Origin of the sequence: Agaricicola taiwanensis, assembly GCF_014635245.1 — a bacterium.
Lineage (GTDB): Bacteria > Pseudomonadota > Alphaproteobacteria > Rhizobiales > Methylopilaceae > Agaricicola > Agaricicola taiwanensis.
On record NZ_BMCP01000001.1, the window covers coordinates 494,148 to 515,226 of the forward strand.

General features: G+C 65.5%; 13 protein-coding genes. 4 read left to right on the forward strand and 9 right to left on the reverse strand.

Annotation, left to right across the window (positions count from 1 at the left end):
* The first annotated feature begins 116 nt into the window (after positions 1-116).
* Both IEV58_RS02365 and IEV58_RS02370 read left to right on the forward strand, forming a co-directional pair.
* The gene (locus IEV58_RS02365; RefSeq protein WP_188408089.1) at positions 117-1,301 is read left to right on the forward strand and encodes an acyl-CoA dehydrogenase; all 1,185 of its coding nucleotides are present in this window, start codon (positions 117-119) and stop codon (positions 1,299-1,301) included.
* A gap of 1 nt (position 1,302) precedes the next feature.
* Positions 1,303-2,976 carry a thiamine pyrophosphate-binding protein gene (locus IEV58_RS02370; RefSeq protein WP_188408090.1) on the forward strand — a complete coding sequence of 558 codons (1,674 nt, stop codon included), beginning with the start codon at positions 1,303-1,305 and terminating at the stop codon, positions 2,974-2,976.
* 16 nt (positions 2,977-2,992) lie between these two features.
* On the opposite strand, the gene IEV58_RS02375 is transcribed toward IEV58_RS02370, so the two are convergent.
* From IEV58_RS02375 to cysD, 9 genes are all read right to left on the reverse strand, one after another.
* Positions 2,993-4,159, reverse strand: a complete 1,167-nt coding sequence (locus IEV58_RS02375; protein WP_188408091.1) for an osmoprotectant NAGGN system M42 family peptidase — start codon at positions 4,157-4,159, stop codon at positions 2,993-2,995.
* Between the two features lie 114 nt (positions 4,160-4,273).
* A complete protein-coding gene (gene ngg, locus IEV58_RS02380; protein WP_188408092.1) occupies positions 4,274-6,061 on the reverse strand; it encodes an N-acetylglutaminylglutamine synthetase in 1,788 nt (595 codons plus the stop codon).
* Positions 6,062-6,130: 69 nt separating this feature from the next.
* Complete coding sequence (locus IEV58_RS02385) at positions 6,131-7,903, reverse strand: N-acetylglutaminylglutamine amidotransferase (RefSeq protein WP_188408093.1); 1,773 nt, start codon at positions 7,901-7,903, stop codon at positions 6,131-6,133.
* 145 nt (positions 7,904-8,048) lie between these two features.
* Positions 8,049-11,879, reverse strand: coding sequence for a translocation/assembly module TamB domain-containing protein (locus IEV58_RS02390; RefSeq protein ID WP_188408094.1), 3,831 nt, complete (start codon positions 11,877-11,879; stop codon positions 8,049-8,051).
* A gap of 1 nt (position 11,880) precedes the next feature.
* Positions 11,881-13,689 carry an autotransporter assembly complex protein TamA gene (locus IEV58_RS02395; RefSeq protein ID WP_188408095.1) on the reverse strand — a complete coding sequence of 603 codons (1,809 nt, stop codon included), beginning with the start codon at positions 13,687-13,689 and terminating at the stop codon, positions 11,881-11,883.
* A gap of 220 nt (positions 13,690-13,909) precedes the next feature.
* The gene (glpK, locus tag IEV58_RS02400; RefSeq protein ID WP_188408096.1) at positions 13,910-15,409 is read right to left on the reverse strand and encodes a glycerol kinase GlpK; all 1,500 of its coding nucleotides are present in this window, start codon (positions 15,407-15,409) and stop codon (positions 13,910-13,912) included.
* Complete coding sequence (glpD, locus tag IEV58_RS02405) at positions 15,406-16,950, reverse strand: glycerol-3-phosphate dehydrogenase (RefSeq protein ID WP_229729136.1); 1,545 nt, start codon at positions 16,948-16,950, stop codon at positions 15,406-15,408. Before glpD ends, glpK begins: the two co-directional genes overlap by 4 nt.
* A gap of 128 nt (positions 16,951-17,078) precedes the next feature.
* Positions 17,079-18,971, reverse strand: coding sequence for an adenylyl-sulfate kinase (gene cysC / locus IEV58_RS02410; RefSeq protein WP_188408097.1), 1,893 nt, complete (start codon positions 18,969-18,971; stop codon positions 17,079-17,081).
* 14 nt (positions 18,972-18,985) lie between these two features.
* Entirely contained in the window at positions 18,986-19,780 is a 795-nt protein-coding gene (gene cysD, locus IEV58_RS02415) for a sulfate adenylyltransferase subunit CysD (protein ID WP_188408098.1), read from the reverse strand.
* 193 nt (positions 19,781-19,973) lie between these two features.
* Here cysD and cobA point away from each other — a divergent pair, with 193 nt between their 5' ends.
* Both cobA and IEV58_RS02425 read left to right on the forward strand, forming a co-directional pair.
* Positions 19,974-20,753: a uroporphyrinogen-III C-methyltransferase gene (cobA, locus tag IEV58_RS02420; protein WP_229729137.1), complete on the forward strand. Its 780-nt coding sequence runs from the start codon at positions 19,974-19,976 to the stop codon at positions 20,751-20,753.
* Positions 20,754-20,758: 5 nt separating this feature from the next.
* The gene (locus tag IEV58_RS02425) at positions 20,759-21,073 is read left to right on the forward strand and encodes a DUF2849 domain-containing protein (protein ID WP_188408100.1); all 315 of its coding nucleotides are present in this window, start codon (positions 20,759-20,761) and stop codon (positions 21,071-21,073) included.
* Positions 21,074-21,079: the final 6 nt, after the last annotated feature.

A 21,079-nucleotide genomic window follows, 5' to 3' on the forward strand; every position in this document is an offset into this window, starting at 1 on the left:
TCTTATAAATCACACGTTTTCTCCGGTTGCCGAGGCTGGGGGCAAGGCTTATCCCTGTTCCGACACTCGCGATGGACGCGCCCATCGCCCAACGTATTTTTGAAAGGCTTGAACCGATGGCACGTGCGGCTTTCGACTGGACCGATCCCTTTGATCTTGAAGGCGAACTCACCGAAGACGAGCGCCTGGTCCGGGACACCGCGCGCGATTATGCGCAAGACAAGCTGATGCCGCGTATCCTGACGGCTTATCGGGAGGAGCGCTTCGACCGCGAGATCATGACCGAGATGGGTGAGCTTGGCCTGCTCGGCGCGACGATCCCGGAGAACTACGGCGGGGCCGGGCTTGGCTATGTCGCCTACGGTCTGGTGGCCCGCGAGGTGGAGCGGGTGGACAGCGGCTACCGCTCCGCCATGAGCGTCCAGTCCTCGCTGGTGATGTATCCGATCCACGCCTATGGCAGCGAAGAGCAGAGGAAAAAATATCTGCCGAAGCTCGCGACAGGCGAATGGATCGGCTGCTTCGGCCTGACCGAGCCCGATGCCGGCTCCGACCCCGGGGGCATGAAAACCCGGGCCGAAAAAGTCTCCGATGGGTATCGCCTGACCGGCTCCAAGATGTGGATCACCAATTCGCCGATGGCCGATGTTGCGGTCGTCTGGGCCAAATCAGCGGCTCATGACAACGAGATCCGCGGTTTCATCGTCGAGCGCGGCACACAAGGGTTCTCGACGCCGAAGATCGAAGGCAAGCTCAGCCTGCGCGCCTCCATCACCGGCGAAGTTGTGCTCGATGGTGCGGTGGTCCCGGAGGAGAACCTGCTGCCGGAAGCCTCTGGTCTCAAGGGCCCCTTCGGATGCCTCAACCGCGCCCGCTACGGCATTGCCTGGGGCGCGCTTGGCGCCGCCGAGTTCTGCTGGCACCGTGCCCGGCAGTACACCCTCGACCGGCATCAGTTCGGCCGTCCGCTTGCCGCAACGCAGCTGGTGCAGAAGAAGCTGGCGGACATGCAGACCGAAATCAGCCTCGGCCTCCACACCTGTTTGAGGGCGGGCCGCCTGTTCGACGAGGGCCGCCTGGCGCCGGAAGCGATCAGCCTGATCAAGCGCAACTCCTGCGGCAAGGCGCTCGACATCGCCCGCACCGCCCGCGACATGCACGGCGGCAATGGCATCGCCGATGAGTTCCATGTTCTGCGGGTGGCGGCGAACCTGGAGACGGTCAACACTTATGAGGGTACTCACGACGTGCATGCGCTGATCCTCGGTCGTGCGCAGACTGGCATTCAGGCGTTCTTCTGAGATGGCCCGGCCCCCGCACCCGCGCACCGGCGCACGCCTCCTTGTGGATGCTCTTGCCAGTCAAGGCGTCAAAACCTGCTTCGGCGTGCCGGGAGAGAGCTATCTGGCCGTTCTCGATGCGCTGGTCGACAGCTCCATCGACTTTGTCACCTGCCGCCAGGAAGGCGGCGCCGCCATGATGGCCGAGGCCGCCGGCAAGCTCACGGGACAGCCGGGTATCTGCTTCGTCACGCGTGGGCCCGGCGCCACCAATGCGGCGGCGGGCGTCCATGTGGCGAGCCAGGATTCGACGCCGATGATCCTCTTCGTCGGCCAGATCGAGACCGGCTTTCGTGGCCGCGAGGCTTTTCAGGAGCTCGACTATCGCGCCGTCTTCGGCAGCATGGCGAAATGGGTGGTGGAGATCGATGAGCCGGCCCGTGTGCCCGAGCTTATCGCCCGCGCCTTTCGTGTGGCGACGCAGGGGCGGCCCGGCCCGGTGGTCATCGCCTTGCCGGAAGATATGCTGGTGGCGGAGGCCGATGTGCCCGACGCGCCAGTCTACCCGCAAGCCCGCACCGCCCCCGGCCGGCAGGCCATGGACGATTTCGCGGCACGCCTCGCCGGCGCGGCGCGGCCGATCGCGCTTGTGGGTGGCAGCGGCTGGTCGGAGGCATCCGTTGCCTCGCTGACGCGCGCCGCCGGGACCATGGGCCTTCCGGTCGCCACCACCTTCCGCCGTCAGATGCTGTTTCCGGCAAGCCATCCCTGTTTCGCCGGTCACCTCGGCATCGGACCGAACCCCAAGCTCGTGAAGCGCATCAAGGAAAGCGACCTCGTCCTCCTGATCGGTACGCGGTTGAGCGAGATGCCGAGCCAAAGCTATGAGCTTCTTGGCATCCCTGACCCCGGCATGCCGCTTGTCCACGTCCATTCCGATGCGGAGGAACTGGGACGGGTCTATCAGCCGGTGCTCGCGATCCACGCCGAACCGGATTGTTTTGCGCCGGCGCTCGAGGAGATCGCCGGACGGGTGGGCCCGCGCTGGAAGTCCTTGGCGGATGAGGCCCACGCCGAGGAGCGTGCCTGGAGCGAGATGGCACCAGCCCATCCGGGCGAGGTGCAGCTCGGCGAGGTCATGATGTGGCTTCGCGGCAGGCTTCCCAAGGACGCCATCGTCACGAATGGCGCAGGTAACTACGCAAGCTGGATCCATCGCTTTTACCGTTTCGAAGAGTTCGGCACACAGCTAGCGCCCACCTCCGGTTCCATGGGCTATGGCCTGCCTGCAGCGGTGGCCGCCAAGAAGCTTCACTCCGATCGCCCGGTGGTTGCCTTTGCCGGCGATGGCTGCTTCATGATGACCTGCCACGAATTCGCCACTGCCGTGCAGCATGATCTTCCACTGGTGGTGGTCGTGGTGGACAACGGCATCTACGGCACCATCCGCATGCATCAGGAACGGCACTACCCTGGCCGCATCAGCGGGACACGGCTCGTCAATCCCGACTTCGCCGCCATGGCGCAGGCCTTCGGCGGCCATGCGGAGAGGGTGGAGCGGACGGACGAATTCGCGCCGGCCTTCGAACGCGCTGTGGCATCAGGCCGGCCTGCCCTCATTCACGTGAAGTTTGATCCCGAGGCCATCACGCCGACGACGACTCTGACGGCCATCCGAGCGGCGGCACATAAATAATCTTCAGTCCTATCCGTCAGGGCTTCTTCGGCTCGAGGCCAGGGGCGTTGCCGTCTTTTTCCAGCCGGGCCTCTTCGGTCGGCTGGTGGGTAAAGCCCTCGATCGGACCGATCTCCAGCGCATCGCGCTCGATTTCCACGGAACTGGTGGCATAGGCCGTGACAAGCTCCGCCACGGAGCGCAGCGCATGCAGATGAATGCGCTCGTAGCCATGGCTGGAATCGACGCCGAAGGTGATCAGCGCGGTGCGCACGTCATGGCCGGCCTCGATGGCGGAGGCGCTGTCGGAGCGATAGTAGCGGAAGACGTCGCGTTGGAAGCGGATGTCGTGCTCGCGGCAGAGGCGCACCAGCTTGCGCGTGAGGTGATAATCGAAAGGCCCGGTCATATCCGCCATGGCGATGGTGACGCCAAACTCCTGGCTGGATTGGCCTGGGGCGGTGACACCGTTGTCGATGGTGACCATGGAGGCCACGTCACTCGACACCACGGACGAGGCGCCGATCCCCACCTCCTCGGCGATGGACAGCAGGATATGAGTATCGACGGGCAGCTCGGCCCCGCTTTCCCTCAGTGACTTCACAGCGGCGAACAGGAGCGCGACACCGGCCTTGTCGTCGAGATGCCGTGACACGATGAACCCGTTGTCGAGAAACTCCGGCTGCGGATCGATGGCCACGGTATCGCCGGGGGCGACGCCAAGCTTCATCAGGTCGGCGACGGAGCGCGACATGGCGTCGATGCGCAGCTCGATGTGGTCCCAACCCACCGGCTGCGTATCCACTTCATCGCCAAAGGCATGGCCGGAGGATTTCAGCGGCAGGATGGTTCCCCGATAGGTGCCGGCATCGGTGAAAATGGTGCAGCGCGCGCCTTCGGCAAACCGGGCGGACCAGGTGCCGATGGAGACCAGCGACAGCCGCCCATTGTCCTTCAACTGGCGCACCTGTGCGCCGAGCGTGTCCACATGGGCGATCAAGGCGCGAGCCGGCGCCGGTGATGTGCCGGTAAGTTTGGCCTGAATGGCGCCGCGCCGGGTCAATGCGTAGTCGACACCGAGTCTTTCAAATTCAGAGCAGCAGAAGCGGACGATCTGGTCCGTGTAGCCCGTGGGGCTGGGGATCGCGAGCAGCTCCTTCAGGAGGTGGCTGAGATATTCGGTGTCGATGGCGAGGCGTGGCATGAAACGTCCGGTTGAAGCGTTTTCGGCAGATGCAGAAGCCGATTTTGCAAATCACAGACGCCATATAGCAAAATAACCGGCATGTTCGATGAATACCCGCGTGCGGCGGTGCACTTAAAAGCCGGCTGCGCGGCGGGCCGAAGCCGGGATGGATTGCGGGAAGAGCAGATCGACGAAGCGCTCCGCGGTCGGTTGGGGCTCATGGTTGGCAAGCCCCGGCCGTTCGTTCGCCTCGATGAAGGCATAGCCCGGCCCCTTGTAGTCCGGCACCATGAGGTCGATGCCCGTGACGGGAATATCTATGGCCCGGGCGATGCGCACCGCCGCCTCCACCAGCGTCGGATGAACGTGATCGGTGACGTCGTGGATGGTGCCGCCGGTGTGGAGGTTCGCCGTCCGGCGAACAGCGAGCTCCAGGCCCGATTCCAGCACGTCCTCCAGCGCGTGGCCGCTGGTCATGATGCAGCGCTTGGTTTCGGTATCGAGCGGAATACGCGACTCTCCACCGGTTGAGGCGGCACGGCGCCGGCTCTGCCGCTCGATCAATTGCCGGATGGTGGAACGCCCGTCGCCGATGACCCGCGCCGGCCGGCGGATGGCGGCGGCGACCAGCTTGTAATTGATGACGATGAGCCGCAGATCCTCGCCGGTCACGCATTGCTCGATGATGACCCGGTCGGAGATCTTGGCGGCGCTCTCGATGGCGGTCTCGATGGCGCCGATGCTGTCGAGACCGACAGCGACACCGCGGCCCTGCTCGCCGCGCGCCGGCTTCACGACCACCTGCCCATGCTTGGCCAAAAACGCTTCCAGTGCCGGAACGTCGTCTATATCGGCTTCCATCTGCTCCGGCACCGTGATTCCGGCACGTTCCGCCACCCGCCGCGTCACGGCTTTGTCGTCGCAGATGGACATGGCGATGGCGGTCGTCAGTTCGGTGAGGGATTCCCGGCAGGCAATGGTCCGGCCGCCATAGGTCAGGCGGAAGAACCCTCCCTCCGCGTCGGTGATTTCCACACCGATGCCGCGCCGCCGCGCCTCGTCCACCAGGATGCGCGCATAGGGGTTGAGCTTGTTCTCCGGAGGCTCACCGACGAAGAGCCGTTCATTGATGGGGTTCTTGTGCTTGATGGAGAAGAAGGGCACCCGCACAAAGCCCAGCTTGTCGTAGAGCGATATGGCCTGCTCGTTGTCGTGCAGGACCGAGAGGTCCATGAAGGCCGCACCACGTGCCTGGAACATCTCGGCAAGATGCCTCACCAGGGCCTCGCCGACGCTTGGTCGGGTCGCCTGGGCGTCCACGGCCAGGCACCAGAGCGATGTGCCGCGCTCGGGATCGGCGAAGGCGCGGCCGTGGTCGACGCCGGTGACCGTGCCGAGGATCGCACCCGTGACCTCATCCTCGGCGACAAGATGCACCAGCGCACGCGCATCGCGAGACGACCAGAAGAAGTCGGGACGGACCTGCACCATGTTCCGGGTGGCATAGATGCGGTTCACCTCATCGGCATCGCTGCGCGAGGCGACACGCCGGACCGCGAAGCCCTTGAACGTCCGGCGTGACGGCCTGTAATGCGAAAGGTCCAGCCGGTAGGTATGTGACGGGTCGAGGAACAGTTCCTGCGGGGCAGCGGCAATGACCACATGGGGGTCGCGCACATAGACCGCGATGTCGCGCTGATCCGGCGCTTCCTCGCGCATGCATTGGGCGATCTTGGCAGGATCGGCGAAGGTCTGTGCGAAGATCAGGCGGCCCCAGCCGCAGTCCAGCACCGCGTCGATTGCTGCCGGCTCCGTGCCGGGGGTTTCCTGCGGCACGGGTGGGCGCAGGCCCTGTTCGCGCAGGCGGCGGAAGCGATGGGAGTAGGCATCGCGTCCGCGTTTGCCGGGAGGTGTCGTCATGGACATTGGCCTTGGTCCCTAGAAATGTTCAGCAGCCGGGAGAGCACAGGTTCTCGATCAGCGTACCCGCTAGATGTTGTTCGCCTGGAGCCACAGTTCCAACTGGGCCGCCTGCCAGAGCTCCGATCCCCTGAGGGGCGTGATGTGATCCTTGGGATTGGCGAAGAGCGCGTCGAGATACTCCCGGCGGAACAATCCCCGCGAGCGGGCATGTTCATTGGTCAGTGCGTCCCGCGCCATCTCCAAGAAGGGGCCATCGAGATACTTCAGCGCCGGCACCGGGAAATAGCCCTTCGGCCGGTCGATCACCTCATGCGGGATCACCCGGCGGGCGACATCCTTGAGGATGCCCTTGCCACCATCCTTCAGCTTATGCGCGGCCGGAATGCGCGCCGCCAGCTCGATCAGTTCATGGTCGAGGAACGGCACGCGGGCTTCCAGGCCCCATGCCATGGTCATGTTGTCGACCCGCTTCACCGGATCGTCGACCAGCATGATGGTGCTGTCGAGGCGCAACGCCTTGTCCACCGCATCCGTCGCCCCCGGCAGGCCCATGTGTTCGGCAACGAAGGCCAGCGCGTGATCCTCGCCGACCAGATCAGGGGCCACCTGACGGGCGAAGGTCTGGTGGTCGCGGTCGAAGAACACCTTGGCATAATCGGCCACGGGGTCATTGGAGGATGCTAGCGGTGGATACCAATGGTAGCCGCCGAACACCTCATCCGCGCCCTGGCCGCTCTGCACCACCTTCACATGTTTCGCCACTTCCTTCGATAGGAGATAGAAGCCGACGTTGTCATAGGAGACCATCGGCTCCGACATCGCCCGGATCACGCCCGGCAGCGCATCCATCAGATTGACCGAGGGCACGAAGATCTTGTGGTGATCGGTGCCATAGTGCTTGGCAACCAGATCGGAATAGACGAACTCGTCGCCCTGTTCGCCGTTGGCGGCCTCGAAGCCGATGGAGAAGGTGCCGAGGTTCTGCTGGCCCGCCTCGGCCAGGAGCCCCACGACCAGGCTGGAATCGAGCCCGCCGGAGAGCAGCACTCCCACGGGCACATCCGCCACCATGCGCCGGTCCACGGAGCGTTTCAGCGCTTCCAGCAGCATATCGCCCCAGTCATGCGCCGGGCGGCTCACATCGGCGGAGCTCCGCTCGTAGCTCACCTGCCAGAAGGTCGTGTCGGTCTCACGGCCATCAGGCTCGATCACCCGCACGGTCGAGGGCGGCAGTTTTTCGACGCCCTTCAGGATGGTGCGGGGAGCGGGCACCACGGCGTGGAACGTCATGTAGTGCTGGAAGGCCACCGGATCGATGCTGGTGTCGATATCGCCGCTGGCGATCAGGGCGGGCAGCGATGAGGCAAAGCGCAACCGGTTGTCGCCGCGTGCGATGTAGAGCGGTTTGATGCCCAGCCGATCACGCATGAGGATCACGCGGCCGCTGTCGCGCTCGTGGATGGCGGCGGCGAACATGCCGTGGAAGCGTTTGGGTGCCTCCTCGCCCCAGGCGTGCCACGCCTTCAGGATCACTTCCGTATCGCCGTGGGAGAAGAAGCGATAGCCGCGCGCCTCGAGATCGCGGCGCAGTTCCTCATAATTATAGATGCAGCCGTTGAAGGCGATGGTCAGGCCGAGCTCGGGGTCCACCATGGGCTGTTCAGCCCGGCTCGACAGGTCGATGATGCTGAGGCGGCGGTGACCGAAAGCGACGCGGCCTCGTGAGACAAATCCTTCGGAGTCTGGCCCGCGTGGGATCAGCGCTTTCGCCATGCGCGCCGTGGCCTCCATGGACGCCGGCGCGCCGTCGAATGTAATGTCACCGCAAATTCCACACACTGTATCAGCCCTCGCTTTCGGCTGTGATTGTCTCCGTGAAAGAAAGGCCGCATCCGCGCAGGCAAATAGCGCTGCGGGTGCGACCACGCTCAATTGAGGAACGGCTGTCTTAGCCGAAGGTTCCACTCAAAGGGAACATTGAAGCTCAATATTCCCATTCGATGCCGACGCCGACCTTCGAATTGCCATCCGCGCCCGCCTCGCCCTGGATGCGGATGCGTTCGGTGACATCGATATCGACGGTCACGCGGCTTGATTCCGGCGTCGCGCCCTGGCGTGCGCCGATGGAGATATTGTCGTTGATGTAGCGCCCGACCGCGACGGCCGGGCTGCCGCTTTCGTCGGTCGTGACATCCAGTGTATCGACGCCAAGATTGCGCCGGATGCTGTCGAGTGCTCCCGGGCCGCCCCCGGCACCTGCCAGGCTCGCCAGCGCCTGGGCGATCTGGATCGCCTGTCCCGGCGACAGTTCCCCTGTTGCGCGGTTGAAGAGGAGGCGCGCCATGACCTCATCCTGCGGCAGCATAGGCTGCGACGAGAGGTTGAACGCCGGCTGCGAGGCGCTTCCCGTTACGGCGATATAGGCGGTGACATCGCCGGCACGGGTTTCGGCGATCAGGTCCAGCGTCGGCGTGATATCACCGGGGAAGGTGGCGATACCGCGGGTGAACTCCAGCCGCTGGCCAAGGATCGTCAGCGTGCCGCGCCGCATCTCGAAGCCGCCATCGATCTGCGGCGCATTGGTGGTGCCGCGCACGCGCAGGTCACCGGAGAGTTCGGAATCGATGCCTTGCCCGCGCAGGAACACCTGGTTGGGCGCGGAGATGGTGAGATCCAGCCTCGCGTTGAAGGCGCTTTCCGAGCGCGCCCGCTCACGGTCCTCGGCCGCCTGCTGCGCGACACGCCGACGGATTTCTGGTGGCGCGTTGCGATGCTCCACCTGGATGGCCGAGCTTCCGGCAGGGAACCGTTCGGGCAGGGTGATCTCCATGCGGCGCACGGTGATGGTGCCGCCGATCCGCGGCTCGCGCGCAAGCGGGCCCTGCAGCGTGATGTTGGCATTGGCTCGTGCCGTGACGATCTTTGTGTCGGCAACCAACGCGTCACTCGCCGTGATGGTGAGATTGCCGGGAAAACCGCCGGCTGGATCGATGTTGACCCGGCCCTGTCCCCGCAACGTGCCGCCACCTTGCGTGGAGGCGGAGAAGCTGCTGAGGGTGACCGAGCGGCCATCGCCGGACACGGCGGCGTTCATGTTGGTGAGGTTCAGGCCAAGACCCGGGCTGGAGAAACTGCCGCCCGCCAGCCGCGCAGAGCCGCCGACCGACGGTGCGGTGGTGGGGCCGCGCACCGTGCCGTCGATGGTGACATTTCCGTCGAGCCGCTCGCCCGTCGCGGCAAGGTGGGTGTTGAGGAGGCTCGCATCGATGGTGCCTCGGGCACGCAGATCGAGATCGCCCGCGCCCAGGGGAGCGGATCCTGTGAGGGTCAGATTGGTGCCGCTGCCCGTCGCTGTGGCCGTCAGGTTGGTGCGTCCATCGGCAAGGGTGCCGTTTGCCTTCACGGCATAGGCGCCAAGACCGAAGTCCCGCGTCTGCGGTACGCTCAGGCCCGCGACGGAGAGCTCATACTTGCCGTTCGGCCGCGCGGCAGCGCCGGTGACCGTCGCCGTTCCATTGAGCGTTCCGGCGATGCCGAGGCCCGGTGCGAAGGCCTCGGCAATGGCGAGCGGCAATCGTTCGATGGCGACATTGAGATCGAGCGTCGACCCCGCCCGCCCGCGAGCCGTCACCCGGCCGTCGTTTGCCCGAAGCGTCAGGCCTTCGGTCTCGACAGCCCCCTCCACCAACCGGAGACGGGTAGGCTCTTCCAGGGTAACGCGCAGGCTTTGCCGTGTCACATCGAGGCGCGCAAGCTGCATGGCCATGTCATTGGCAGAGACCGTTCCGCCGGCCGCCAGGGTGCCGCCCATGGCTTCGGTATTCAGCGTGAAGGCAGCGGCATCGAGCGGCCCGTCGACCGTGAGATTGACTGTCGGTACGTCAACTCCGGCCGAGATGCGCTCGGCTTTGAGATTTCCTTTGATGCTTCGCGCGCCGAATGGGTCGGTGACATCGGCATTGAGCGTCGCCGTTCCCACCGCAACGCCCGCGGCCACGAGATCGCGCGCCGATGCTTCCACGCGGGCGACCGCCGCCTCGCCGGTGCCGCCGAGGGTCACGCGCCCGTTAAGCGCGCCACGGGCGTCAACCGGCAGGAAAGCGGCAAGGTCGGCAAGATCGCCGATGACGAGCCGAATGTCGCCGCTCGGGGCATCCGGCGTCGCCAGCATCGAGCCCTCAAGCTCCACCGATCGGGTCGAGAGGGACAGGTCGTCGAGACGCAGGCCATCGCTTTCCATGGCAAAGCTGGTCCGGCCGGTCACCGGTGCATTGTCGGCGGTGCCGTCGATGGACACCGTTCCCTTGGGCTGGGTCTGGAGATCGGAGGCATCGACTTCCGCGGTGAGGGTCACACGTGGCGTCGCGATCGCAAGGTCGCCGTCCACTGCGGCGGGCGAGGCCATGCCATCGAAGGCAAGCTGCAGGTCGATACCGCGCAACTGCAGCTGGCGCAGGTTGAATCCGCCATCGGCCTGCTGCGAGGCATCAAGGGATAGATTGAGCCGGTCACCGATCAGCTCATCGGCATAGGGCAGCTGCAGTGCCAGGGCCTCGGCCGCCATCTGCGCCTTCACGTCGTAGATGTTGCCATTGGGAACAGCGGTGACATCGGCGGCGAGATTGCCGATCTGGCGGGCTTCATAGGCCACATCCTTGCCAAGCACTTTCGCCGTCACTTCCGGCTGCGTGAGCACGCCGGTCGCGCGACCGCTGGCGCTGAACCCGGCCCATCGAACAGGGGCGGGGATCAATCCGGTGAAGCGCTCCGCGCCACCCAATGTCACGTTGAAAGCAAGGTTGTTGCCGTCGTCATTGAGGTCGAGAAGACCGCTGACCACTCCGCTTGCGGCCGCGCTGGCAAGTTCCGCGCGCTCAATCTGGATGGTGGAGGCGTCGCTCGCCACTACCGCTCCGGCCGACAGCGAAGTCTGTCCTTCCACGAGCCGGGAATAGGCCGCGGGTGCGATGCCGCTGAGGTCTCCCCGGGCATCAAGATCGACCTTCACGCCGCCTTCCGCACGGGAAAGGCGTGTGGTGGCATCCAAGCGCCCCGCATCGCCGGCCGTCAGTGCCAGCGTGACGAGGCCGGCATCGATTTGCCCCGTCCCATCGATGAGGAGTTCAACGGGCGGCAAGCCCGGGATGTCGAGAAGGCGCGCCACGACGCCGCCTTCGGGTTCCGAGGCCTTCACCCTGGCATCGATGGCGCCGGTTTCCGGCACATAGCCGAGCCGTGCCACCATCTGGCCGGAAACGCCGTCCGTGCGCTTGGCGTCGAGGTCGAGCCGGAAACCTTCGGTCGGGTCGACGAGGCGGGCGGCGCCTGCGAGCGAGAGGCTCGCCTCGGCGCCTGCGACGGGCTGGGCGAGCGTGAGGTTGGCGACGTTGAAACGTTCGATCTCGATGCCGACGGGAAGCCCCGTGGACTGCTGGCTCGGCTCCGGCGGAGCCGGCGCGGTGGAGGGAAGAGGACGGCGCGCCACCGAAACGGTCCCCACCTCCAGCGCCTCGGCGGAGAAGACACCCGACAGAAGCGAGGCGGGGCGCCAGGCGAGCCGCGCGCTGTCGATGGTGAGCCAGGGGCCTTCGCGGTCCGAAATCCGGATATCGGTCAGGGTGAAGTCGGATGCGATCGCGCCTGAGGCATTGCCGATCTCCACCTTCAGATCGTCAGACGCGGCAAGCGAAGTGCCCCAGGAGAGGGCGTAGCGCAGGCCTGCTTCGGTCCGCATCAGGGCAAACCCCGCCAGCACCGCGAGGGCGATGACCAGAGCGAAGGCGAAAAGCCCTATGCGGATCAGGCGCCGTACCACCTCAGAATGCCTGCCCTAAGCTGATGTAGAAGGCGGCCACGGGGTCGTCTTCACGGGGATTGAGAGGAAACGCCACATCGGCACGAATGGGTCCGATGGCGGTGTAGTAACGCAGGCCCAAACCGGCCGCGTACTGGATGTCCTGGTTGAAGTCGGGAAATTCCCGATCGAAGGCGGCGCCCGCATCGACAAAGGGCACGATCCCGATCTTGTCGGTGACCTTCACGCGCAGTTCGAGCGAGCCTTCAAGAAGGCTGCGGCCGCCGATGATGGTGTCTTCGTCGAGGCGCGGGCTGACGCTCTGATAGGTGTAGCCGCGGATCGAACCGCCGCCGCCGGCAAAGAAGCGCCGGTTGGCGGGGAGGTCGCGGATCTCGGCGCCGAGCGCGGTGCCGGCTCCGATCCGGCCCGCCACCACGAAGCGGTGGGCATCATCGATGGCCCGATAAGCGGAGACCTGGCCCTTGGCGATGGTCATGCCGGCTTGCGAACCATCGGCATAGGGGAAGGGCGTGACCGTGAGAGCGGCTCGGAATCCTTCCGTGGGATCAAGCTTGCTGTCGGTGTTGTCCCAGGTAACGCCCAGGGGGATGCCGATCAGCGTATAGTCGTTGCGTCCAAAGACATCGTCGATCCGGGAGCGGTCGACCTCGATGCCCGCCTGCACCGAGAGGTGCTCGGTGATCTCGCGCTTGATGCTTGCGACGCCGCCGACACCTACCCGCGTGTAAGCGTCAGGAGCCTCGCGTGTCGCCAGTACGGAAACGGTCAGATCATCCTTCGGTGTGATGATGCTGGGCTTGGTGAAAGTGATCCCGAGCTTATACTCTAGATCGTCATAGGCGTTGGCACCAAGGCGCGAAACATTGGCATCCAGCCTCAGCCCCTCGGCGCCGCCGAACAGGTTGCGATGACCCCAATAGGCGCCGACACCAGCGCCCTCGCTGGTGGAATAACTCGCCTCCGCGCCGACATAGCGGCGGGGTCGTTCGGCTACCTCCACCCGGATGGGCAGGCTGCCATCGGGGTTGAGCTGATCGCCCTCGACGATGCGGACCGTTTTGAAGACGGCAAGCTCGCTCAGTTTTTCCCGATAGCGCGCGATCTTGGCGGGGCTGTAGGGCTCGCCCGTGGCGAAGGGCGCACGTTCCGCCACGATCTCCGGTCGCAACCGGTCTGTGCCCGACACCGTGACTTCGCCGAAGGTCGCCGGCGCGCCGGGATCGAGAATGATCGTCAGGTCCATGGTGGAGGTGCTGTGGTTCACCACCGCCTCACGCTCGGCCACCCTGGCGAGCGGCCGGCCCGTCTCGCGGATCTGACGCACGATGGCCCGTTCGCCCGCGATGATGTCGGCCGACCGCGCCGGCTCGCCAGTAGTCAGCCCTGCCTTGCCGAGGTCGATGGGAACAGGACTCGGCCTTCCATCTGCCGTGACCGTTCGGATCGATTGAAACTTGAATTCCGGACCGGGCTCGACGGTAACGATGATCGGCACCGGGCCCGCCTGCGCGGCGCGCGCCACGGCGGCACTGGCTCCCGGAGCATCGACCGCGACACCTGCAACCGTCACCCGGACAACAGCGCCATAACGTGCCTCGGCCTGAAGGGCGGCGATGAGATACTCCGGCTCCGCCCTGGCGCGCACAAGGAGCGCCTCCGGTGCGTCCACCGGCTGGTCCTTCAGCTCTTCGAGATTGGATGCATCCTCGAGCCGATCTTCCAGATCGGTCTCGGCGGGAACGGAGAAGGTAACGTCATAGGTGATGCGGCCCGCATTTTCCTGAGCCCCGGCCGGCCCATACGCCATCAGCGCGGCACCGATCCCCGCCAGGAGGCGCCAACGCGGAAACGACGGGTAAAACGCAAACACCATGTCAGCCGCTAACCATGTTGAGGCGCAGTCATGACTCAATTTGATTCTTTAGGCTACCCCTGCACTTTTGGGTAAGGTTGACAGCGGGTTAACAGTGGGTGCTTCCCACAGCTCTTCGTCGGCGTTCGCTCGCCCGATGACGGACCTCTCCGGTCTAGGTCTTTGGGTCGGTCAAAACGCGGGAAACCGCATCGCGCCAGCCCCGGTACTTCGCCTCTCGGCGAGGCTCGTCCATCTCCGGCTGGAAACGCTGGCCGAGCTGCCAGTGCTTTGCCATTTCGTCAGGGGCCGGGCACAGTCCGGCGGCCAGGCCCGCGAGATAGGCGGCACCCACCGCCGTGGTTTCCAGAACCTTGGGCCGGTCGACCGGCAGGCCCAGAATGTCGCTGAGGAACTGCAGCGTCCAGTCGCTCGCCACCATGCCGCCATCCACCCGCAGCACGGTGTCCGCGCCCGCGGCCGCCGGCCAGTCCCGCCGCATGGCGGCGAGAAGATCGCGCGTCTGATAGCCGACGCTCTCCAGCGCGGCGCGGGCAAGTTCAGCCCGGGTGGTACCGCGCGTCAGGCCATGCAGCGCACCGCGCGCTTCCGGGTCCCACCAGGGCGCGCCAAGACCGACGAAGGCCGGCACGAGGTAGACGTTCTGCGCCGGATCGGCTCGCTCCGCCAGCTCTTGTGTTTCGGCCGCATTGGCGATGATGCCGAGCCCGTCGCGCAACCACTGAACGGCGGCGCCGGCAACGAAGATGGCGCCTTCCAGCGCATAGGTGGGCACACCGTCGAGCTGATAGGCGATAGTCGTCAGCAGCCGGTTCTCCGACCGCACTGGTTTTGAGCCGGTGTTCACCAGCGCGAAGGCGCCGGTGCCATAGGTGACCTTGGCCATACCTGGCGTGAAGCAGGCCTGACCGACCGTGGCCGCCTGCTGGTCGCCGGCCACCCCACGGATGGCGATGGGACCGCCGAAGAACTGGGGAAGTGTTTCACCGAAGGACCCGGCATTGTCCCGAACCTCGGGCAGCATGCTGCCCGGTATCCGGAACAGATCGAGCAGTTCCTCGTCGAAGCGCCCGTCGTGAATGTTGTAGAGCAGCGTGCGGGCGGCATTGGTGGCATCGGTCGCATGAACTCTGCCGCCGGTCAGTCGCCAGATCAGGAAACTGTCCACCGTGCCGAAGGCGAGATCGCCGCGCATCGCCGCCTCGCGCGCGCCCGGCACCGTATCGAGGATCCAGCCGATCTTGGTTGCCGAGAAATAGGCATCGAGCAGAAGCCCGGACTTCTCCGTCACCAGTGCTTCCCGGCCCTGCGCCTTCATGTCGGCGCAGACAGAGGCGGTGCGGCGGTCCTGCCAGACGATGGCGCGGTGGATGGCCTTGCCGCTGCGCCTGTCCCAGACCAGCGTCGTCTCCCGCTGATTGGTGAGGCCGATGGCGGCGATGTCGCTGGCTTTCAGGCCGGCGCGCGCCATAGCCTCCGATACGGTTGCGACCGTTGTTGCCCATAGATCCTCGGCATCGTGCTCCACCCAACCGGGCTGAGGATAGTGTTGGGCGAACTCCCGCTGCGCCACCGCCACGGGATCCAACCCTGCGCGAAAGACGATGGCACGGGTGGATGTGGTGCCCTGGTCGATGGCGACGAGATAGCTCATCCGAAATCAGCCAGCGAGGGAGATGAGGCGGCAGTCTCCGCGCCGCCGCGTGCCCCCAGCATCCAGCGGTCAAGGGCCTGGACGTCATCGAGGCTCATGCGAAGACCGAGCTTGCTGCGCCGCCAGATCACGTCGGTGGCCGTCAGCGCCCATTCGCGGGTCATGAGATAGCGCACCTCGCGCTCGGTCAGACCTGCGCCAAAGGCTTTGCCCATGTCGGTTTCGTTTCGAGCTTCTCCGAGCATCGTGAAGGCGTCCGTCCCATAGGCCCGGGCCATCCGCGTCACATCCCGATCGGTCAGGAACGGATATTTGTGCGCGAGGGCGGCCACCAGCGCGTCGATGTTGTCGTGGGGGAAATGTCCGCCCGGCAGCGCGGCCTCGTGCGTCCAGGGGGCAAGAACCGTGAGATGGTCGGCCAGTTTGTCGAGCACGGATTCCGCAAGCCGGCGATAGGTGGTGATCTTGCCGCCGAAAACCGTCAAGAGCGGCGCGCGGCCGGTGGAGGCATCAAGTTCGAGCACATAGTCACGGGTGGCATCCTGCGCCTTCGAGGTGCCGTCATCGTAAAGCGGCCGCACGCCGGAGTAGCTCCAGCGCAGGGTGTCGCGTGTTACCGGACGGGCGAAATAGTCCGATACCGCTCCCAGCAGATAATCGATCTCATCATCATCGATGGTGACCTCGGCGGGATCGCCGTCGAAGTCGACGTCGGTTGTGCCGATCAGCGTGAAGTCGTGCTCGTAGGGAATGGCGAAGACGATCCGCTTGTCGGCATTCTGGAAGATATAGGCATGGGGGTGCGAAAAGAGCGCATCGACGATGATATGGCTGCCTTTGACCAGCCGCACATGGCCAGGGCTGTCGACGCCCAGGCGCTGCAACACATCTCCCGCCCAGGGCCCCGCCGCGTTGACCACCGCGCGCGCTGTCACGATCTGCCGGCGGCCGGCATGTTCGGTGATAAGCGTCCAGCCTCCCGGCACCCGCTCGGCCGAGATCAGGCTGGTGCGGGTGCGGATGTCCGCGCCCCGTTCGCGGGCATCGACTGCGTTGAGCACCACCAGCCGCGCGTCATCGACCCAGCAATCGGAATATTCGGAGGCCTTCTTGTAGGAGGCCTTCAGGGGCTTTCCGGAAGGGTCTCCCTCCAGCGGGAAGGTGCGGGCGGGCGGCAGCAGGCTGCGCCCCCCGAGATGATCATAGATGAAGAGGCCGAGGCGGAGCATCCATCCCGGCCGCAGGCCCGAATGGTGCGGCAGCACGAAGCGGAGCGGCCAGATGATGTGCGGCGCGAGCTTCAGCAGCACCTCGCGTTCCGCCAGAGCCTCGCGCACCAGGCGGAATTCATAGTGCTCCAGATAGCGCAGGCCGCCATGGATCAGCTTGGTGGAAGCCGAGGAGGTCGCGCCCGCGAGATCGCCCTTCTCCATGAGCACCACGGACAGGCCGCGGCCCGCCGCATCCCGCGCGATGCCGCAGCCGTTGATCCCCCCGCCGATCACGGCGAGATCGAAATCCATCTTTGGCGGCATGGTCATGGCCGCCGCCTCGTGGATCGGCACTGTGATGTCAGACAGGAGGTGGCGGCTAGGCGGTGCATGCGATCCGTGGTCCTTCAGCGCCCACACAATGCACGCAAAGCCGCTCGCTTAGAAGCCCTTCCACATCAGATCGAATCGGATCCGAAACCACGCAGGATGCCGCGGCTCTCCAGATAGCCGATAAGGCGGGCGGTGCTGGCCGGCAGTTCTTCCTCGCCGGTGTCCAGCGCCAGTTCCGGATCGTGCGGTTCCTCGTATGAGGCGTCGACGCCCGTGAAGTTGACGATCTCGCCGGCGCGGGCACGCCTGTAGAGACCTTTCGGGTCACGCCCTTCGCAAACCTCCAGTGAGGTGCGCAGGTGAATCTCGTGGAACAGGTGGCCGGCGATGGTGCGCGCCCGCGCCCGGTCCGCCGCTGCCGGCGAGACAAGCGCGACAACCACGATGTGGCCATCGCGCGCCAGCAGCGTCGCCACTTCCGCCGTGCGGCGGATGTTTTCGCTGCGCTCGGTTTCCGTGAAGCCGAGATCGGCGTTGAGCCCCGTTCTCAGCGTGTCGCCATCGAGAAAGACGGACGAGCCGCCGCGATTGAAGACGGAACGCTCGAGCGCGCGGGCCAGGGTGGACTTGCCGGAGGAGGGCAGGCCGGTGAGCCAGATGACGGCTCCGGAATGGCCATGTCGGGCGGTGCGCTCCGCCGCGGTGACATCGGAGGTCACGGCCGTGACGTTGGTGGCCCGGACGGCCGCGCTTTCGGTGACGGACATCAGGATACCACCGCCGGCGATGCGCCGGTCGATCTCGATCACGAAGCGCCCCAGCACCGGGTTGACCGTATGCGCATCGGCCGCGATGGGGCGTGGAAGGTCGAGCGTGATCTCGCCGACCTGGTTCCTCTCGATGCGCGTCGCGGCGGCCGTTGCCAGGATCTCGGTGTCGATCACGCTGTCGATGGACGAGACGGTCGCCGGCGCGCTTGCGGTCGCAAGCCGCACCGTCACTTCGCGGCCCGCGATCAGCGGCTCGGCCCCAAGCCAGAAGACGCGGGCCTTCAACTGCCGTGCCGTCTTGGCACGCGCTGCCGGCAGGCAGCCGACGTCACCGCGGGCGACGAAGATCGGGCGGTCGAGCGTGATGCCGATGGATCGGCCGGCCCCGGCGGTGGAGGTATCATTGGCAGGCCATGCTTCGAGTGACTTGACCCGTGCCTGGGCGCCTGATGGCACGAAGACGATGTCGTCACCGACGTTGAGCCGCCCCGTTTCGATGCGACCCGCGAGGATGCGGCGCTCGTCGAACTTGTAGACCGCCTGTACGGGAAAGCGCAGCCCGAGCTCGGCCGAGGGGCGCGCCGCGCGGGTAAGATCGAGCGCCTCGATCACGGTCGGCCCATCAAACCAGCCGAGCGAACCCGAGCGGCTGGCAACGAAATCGCCTTCGCGTGCCGAGATGGGAATGACCTGGCTGGGTGCGATGCCGAGGCCGGCGAGATAAGCGGTCAGCTCGCTCTCGATGGCGCGGAAGACATCCTCCGCATAGCCGACCCGGTCCATCTTGTTGACCACCGCGATCACCTGGCGGACGCCGAGGAGGTGCAGCAGGAAGCCATGGCGGCGGGTCTGCTCGCGCACGCCCTCCGCGGCATCGACCATGAGCACCGCGGCGTCGGCCTGGGCCGCGCCGGTCACCATGTTGCGAAGGAACTCCACGTGGCCCGGCGCGTCGATCAGGATGAAGTCGCGCGCCTCCGTCGCGAAGCGGATCTGGCTTGTATCGATGGTGATGCCCTGGTCTCGCTCGGTCTGCAGGGCATCCAGAAGGAAGGACCATTCGAAGGGCATGCCGCGGCGACGGCTGACGTCCTGCAGCATCTCCAGCTTGCCGTCGGGCAGCGCGTTGGTTTCGTGGAGGAGGCGGCCGATCAGCGTTGATTTGCCGTGATCGACATGGCCGACGATGACGATGCGGACAAGGTCACGCTCGGGAGCGGCCGCGGCGGGAACAAGGTTGAGGTTCATGGTTCTGTCCTCGCTCAAAGATAGCCTGCCGCCCGAAGGCGCTCGAAGGAATCCTCGGCTTCATGGTCCATGGCGCGCCCGGAGCGTTCGGACGTGCGGGTGGTCGCGAGTTCCAGGATGATCTCATCCAGCGTCGAGGCATCTGAGGGAACAGGCTTGGTGATGTCCTTGTCGCCGAGCGAGCGATAGCGCTCGCCATTGCGGGAGAAATAGAGCGGGATCACCGGGATGTTCTCGCGGCGGGTGTAGGTCCAGATGTCGACCTCGGTCCAGTGCAGGATCGGATGGACCCGCACATGCGTGCCCGGCGCCCGCACGGTGTTGTACTGATCCCAGAACTCCGGCGGCTGGTCTTTGACATCCCAGGCGCCGTTGGTGCCGCGCGGCGAAAAAAACCGCTCCTTGGCGCGCGTGGCCTCTTCGTCTCGGCGGATCCCCGCGATCAGCCCGTCAAAGCCGTGCTTGGCAAGCGCCAGCTTGAGGCCCTCGGTCTTACGGGCGGCGGAACGAGCGGCCGGCGGCAGAGTGGCGTCCGTCGTCTCCAGCGCGGGGCATTCCTCCACGATCAGGTCCAAATCCCACGCCTTCGCGTAACGGTCGCGGAACTCGTACATTTCGGGGAACTTGCGGCCCGTATCGACATGCATGACCGGGAACGGCAGCCGGCCGAAAAAAGCCTTTCGCGCGAGCCAGATCATGACGTTGGAATCCTTTCCCAGCGACCAGAGCAGGGAAACTTTCTTCATCTGCGCGAACGCCTCGCGAAAGATGAAAATGCTCTGGGCTTCCAGTTCGTCGAGACGGTCCATCAGGGGTGCCAGTTGGTTGGAGAAGTAGAAAATCCATCAGTCATCCGTATTTTAAACTCGCAAAACAAGCCAAAAATACAGTTGCAAACAGGGGTCTGATTAAATTACAACAGATAAACCGTCAATATGAGAATTAGACAAAATGATTTCGTATTTATCACTTCTTGGAAGGGCGGGGTCCTGGGAAAAGGCGGTGGCCGATGCGGCCGCGCCAGGTGTCGTGCACCTGGTCGGGGCGGGTCCTGGCGATCCCGACCTCCTGACAATCAAGGCGCTGCGCGTTCTCGAGGCGGCCGACATCATTTTTCATGATGATCTCGTAACCGAGGACATCCTGGCTCTGGCCAGGCCCGCGGCTGAACGTGTTTTCGTGGGTAAGCGGTCCGGCCGCCCGGGTATTGGCCAGGCCGCCATCAACCGCCGCCTGGTGGAGGCGGCGCGTCGTGGCCTTAACACCGTGCGGCTCAAGGGTGGTGACCCCTTTGTCTTCGGGCGGGGTGGCGAGGAAATGGAATATCTGCGCGAGGCAGGTATCAAGGTCTCCGTTGTGCCGGGTGTCTCGGCCGCCTTCGGCTGCGCCGCCGAGGCCGGGATTCCTTTGTCTCATCGCGGCGAAGCCAACCGCATCGCCCTGGTTACCGCTCATCGCGCCACCGATGCCGCGGCGGTCGATTGGAACGGGTTTGGCGCGGCGGATATGACGGTGGTGGTCTACATGGGCCGCGACAGTGCAGCCGCCGTCGCTGCCGGTCTGATTGCCGCCGGCCGCGCCCCCGAAACACCGGCGGCGGTTCTTGCCCGCGGCACGCGAGCGGATTCGGCCGCAGCCGTGGGGCGGCTCGACCGCCTGGCCGCGCTGGTTGCGGAGGCAGGCGAGGGGCCGGCTCTCCTCGTTATCGGCGAGGTGGTGAAACATTCAAAGCCGTGGCGGGAATCCCTGACCGCACTGGCAGCGGCACGTCTGGCAGGCTGAGGATCATGGTCGCTCCCCAACAGCAGAAACTTCGCGTCACCGGCCCGGTAGCCATCACCGGCAACAGCCTGGCCGAAGGTATCGTCGTCTGGCGCACGGCCGATGGCACCTGGTCGCGGCGGATGTCCGATGCGGCGGTGGTTTCGACCTCCGAAGAGGCCCTTGCGCTGCTGCAGATGGCTGAAAAGGACGGGATCAACGCCGTCGGCTGCTACGTCGCCCATGTTGCAACCGACAGCCAGGGCCGTGCAAAGCCACTCAATCTGCGTGAACGCATTCGAACCGAAGGCCCGACCGTCGCCCTGCCGGGGCAGGTCTGAGGAGCA